Genomic DNA, 500 nt, shown 5'->3' on the forward strand with positions numbered 1-500 from the left:
ATCTCAGCCAAGATGTCAGCTGGTGTTACAATCCGAACCTTGTCAGATGGATTTGCGTTACCGATGATAGTCACAACGCGGTCTGGATCAGTTGGTGCCACTACCTTGAACTTCTGCAATTCTACAGGAGCTGTCAAGACAGCTGAGTCGTTTGGAATATAAGTGATTTTGTTCAAACCATTGTCCAACTGCTCTGCAATGCTGTCAATCACACTGCGGGTCATGACTGTACCAGCTTCAACCAAGATTTCTCCTGTTTCAGCATCTACCAATGGCTCTGCAATGGTTTGGTTCAGCAAGCGTGTCTTGACGCTGAGTTTCTTATTGATCTTGTAACGACCAACTGCTGCCAAGTCATAACGATGCGGATCAAAGAAACGCGCTTCAAGAAGGGAACGAGAACTTTCAGCCGTTTTAGGCTCACCTGGACGAAGACGCTCATAGATTTCTTTCAGAGCTTCATCTGTACGGGAGTCCATTGGGTTCTTGTGGATATCTTT

1 pseudogene is annotated in these 500 nt (G+C 46.0%); it reads right to left on the reverse strand.

The features are described 5' to 3' along the window. Window positions 1-500: pseudogene (locus K1I97_RS10170) on the reverse strand (DNA-directed RNA polymerase subunit beta); the annotation flags it as partial.

This window comes from Streptococcus oralis (assembly GCF_019929345.1).
Lineage (GTDB): Bacteria > Bacillota > Bacilli > Lactobacillales > Streptococcaceae > Streptococcus.